This window comes from Neisseria sp. P0022.S010 (assembly GCF_051956635.1).
The window spans coordinates 1-3,040 of sequence record NZ_JBQCXF010000363.1; the positions used below are offsets into that span (position 1 = coordinate 1).

Consider the following 3,040-nt stretch of genomic DNA (forward strand, 5'->3'; position numbering starts at 1 on the left):
GGATTCTACCCTTTGTTTATATTTTAAAGAAAAGAGCTCACGCCATGATGGACGAAAAACTCAATTTCTCTTATCTGTTTGGTTCTAATGCGCCATACATCGAGGAGTTGTATGAAAAGTTTCTGGATAATCCGGAATCTGTCGATGAAAAATGGAAACAGTACTTTACCGATTTGAGTAAACAGCCGGGCGCAGTCGCTGTCGATGTTGCCCATACACCGATTCGTGAATCATTTGCCACTTTGGCTAAAAAGAAAGTTGCCGCAGCCGTCGCAGGCGGTGTGGATGAGGCAATGATGAAAAAGCAAGTCAGCGTTTTGCGACTGATTTCTGCCTATCGTATCCAAGGCGTGGGTGCAGCCCAACTTGATCCGCTCAAACGTATTCCTCCTCAAAATATCGAAGCTCTCGATCCTAAATTCCACGGTCTGTCAGATGCCGATATGGCGCTTCAGTTCAATATGGGCGAGGGCGATTTTTCCGGTCAGAGCAAACTGCCTCTGTCCCAAATCATCAGCAACCTCAAACAAACCTACTGCGGCCATATCGCGGTAGAGTACATCTACATCCCAAATACCGAAGAGCGTCGCTGGGTTCGCAATTATTTTGAAAGCGTACTGTCTACGCCAAGCTACAACGTTGAACAAAAACGCCGTATCTTGAAAGAAATGACTGCTGCCGAAACTCTGGAACGCTACCTGCATACCAAATATGTCGGTCAAAAACGCTTTGGTGTAGAAGGCGGTGAAAGTGTGATTGCCGGTTTGAACTACCTGATTCAAAACGCCGGTAAAGACGGTGTGGAAGAAGTCATCATCGGTATGGCACACCGTGGCCGTCTGAATGTTTTGGTGAACATTCTGGGTAAAAAACCCGGTGATTTGTTTGCTGAGTTTGAAGGCCGTGCCGAAATCAAATTGCCTAGCGGCGACGTGAAATACCACATGGGCTTCAGCTCCGACATTGCTACGCCACACGGCCCAATGCATGTTTCTTTGGCATTTAACCCATCACACTTGGAAATCGTGAATCCGGTAGTGGAAGGTTCTGCACGCGCCAAACAAAAACGTTTGAGTGAAAACGGCCGCGATAAAGTCTTGCCGGTATTGATTCACGGTGACTCCGCATTTATCGGTTTGGGTGTTAACCAAGCAACATTCAACCTGTCTAAAACACGCGGTTATACCACCGGCGGTACTGTTCACATCGTGATCAATAACCAAATCGGCTTTACGACTTCCGATACCCGCGATACCCGCTCTACCGTACACTGTACCGATATCGCGAAAATGGTTTCTGCTCCGGTTATCCATGTGAACGGCGATGATCCTGAACGCGTTTGCTTTGCCATCCAAGCTGCCTTGGATTACCGCAAAAAATTCCATAAAGACATCGTGGTCGACGTTGTCTGCTACCGTAAATGGGGCCACAACGAAGGCGATGATCCGACCTTGACCCAACCGATGATGTACAAAAAAGTATCGCAACACCCAGGTGCGCGTGCTTTGTACACCGAGCAACTGATTGCCGAAGGCGTGGTAACTCAAGCTGAGGCTGACGGCTACATTCAAGCCTATCGTGATGCTTTGGACAAAGGCGAACATGTTGAACAAACAACTTTGAGCAATTTCCAACGCACACAAATCGACTGGAGCAAATACCAAGGCAAAGATTGGCGCGAACACATCGAAACCGGTTTGCCTGCCGCCGATATTGAGCGCCTTACCGAGAAGTTTACCGCCGTGCCGGAAGGCTTTGCCCTGCATCCGACTGCAAAACGTGTGCTTGAAGCGCGTAAAGCAATGGCATCCGGCAAACAAACCATCGACTGGGGTATGGCTGAAACCCTCGCATACGCAAGCCTGCTGACTAAAGGTCATGGCGTGCGTATCTCCGGTGAGGACTCCGGCCGCGGTACATTCTCACACCGTCATGCAGTACTGCACGATCAAAAACGCGAAAAATGGGACGACGGTACTTATGTTCCTCTGCGCCATATGGGCGAAGGCATGGGCGAGTTCCTGGTTATCGACTCCATTTTGAACGAAGAAGCTGTGATGGCGTTTGAGTACGGCTTTGCCTGCTCCGCACCTGACAAGCTGACCATTTGGGAAGCTCAATTCGGTGACTTCGCCAACGGTGCGCAAGTGACTATTGACCAATTCCTGTCTTCAGGCGAAACCAAATGGGGTCGTTTGTGCGGTCTGACCACCATCCTGCCGCACGGCTACGACGGTCAAGGTCCTGAACACTCTTCTGCACGCGTAGAACGTTGGTTGCAACTGTGTTCTGAGAACAATATGCAAGTCATCATGCCGTCTGAAGCGTCGCAAATGTTCCACATCTTGCAACGTCAAGTCTTGGGTTCATACCGTAAACCTCTGGTGATTTTCATGTCCAAACGCCTGTTGCGCTTCAAAGGTGCAATGAGCCCGCTGGAAAACTTCACCGAAGGTTCGACCTTCCGTCCGGTTATCGGCGATACCGCAGAACGCGCAAGCAACGACAGCGTGAAACGCGTGGTATTGTGTGCCGGTCAGGTTTACTATGACTTGGAAGCTGGCCGCGCCGAGCGTAAACTGGAAGATGATGTCGCTATCGTCCGCGTTGAGCAGCTGTATCCGTTCCCATACGAGGAGGTTAAAGCTGAACTGGCGAAATATCCGAACGCAAAATCTGTGGTTTGGGCACAAGAAGAGCCGAAAAACCAAGGCGCGTTCTACCAAATCCGCCACCGCATCGAAGATGTTATCAGCGAAGAGCAAAAACTGTCTTATGCCGGTCGTCCAAGCAGCGCGTCGCCTGCAGTGGGCTACTCAAGCAAACACATTGCTCAACTGAAACAATTGGTTGAAGACGCTTTGGCGTTGTAAACCAAGCAGCATTCCGTCTGAGGTTGTTCAGGCGGAATGTCCATATGCAGAATTAAAAACACACAACAGGCCGTCTGAAAGGGCCATTGGAGACACAAAATGATTATTGATGTAAAAGTACCTATGCTGTCTGAAAGCGTATCTGAAGGCACGCTCTTGGAATGGAA

The 3,040-nt window shown here is 49.5% G+C and carries 1 protein-coding gene; it reads left to right on the forward strand.

What is annotated here, in order from left to right; genetic code table 11:
* Positions 1-44: 44 nt before the first annotated feature.
* Positions 45-2,873 carry a 2-oxoglutarate dehydrogenase E1 component gene (locus ACTHUT_RS16755; protein WP_250599843.1) on the forward strand — a complete coding sequence of 943 codons (2,829 nt, stop codon included), beginning with the start codon at positions 45-47 and terminating at the stop codon, positions 2,871-2,873.
* Positions 2,874-3,040 lie beyond the last annotated feature (167 nt).

Coding starts and splice junctions, on each gene's coding strand:
- ACTHUT_RS16755 (WP_250599843.1), top strand. CDS start 45: ATGATGGACGAAAAACTCAATTTCTCTTATCTGTTTGGTTCTAATGCG.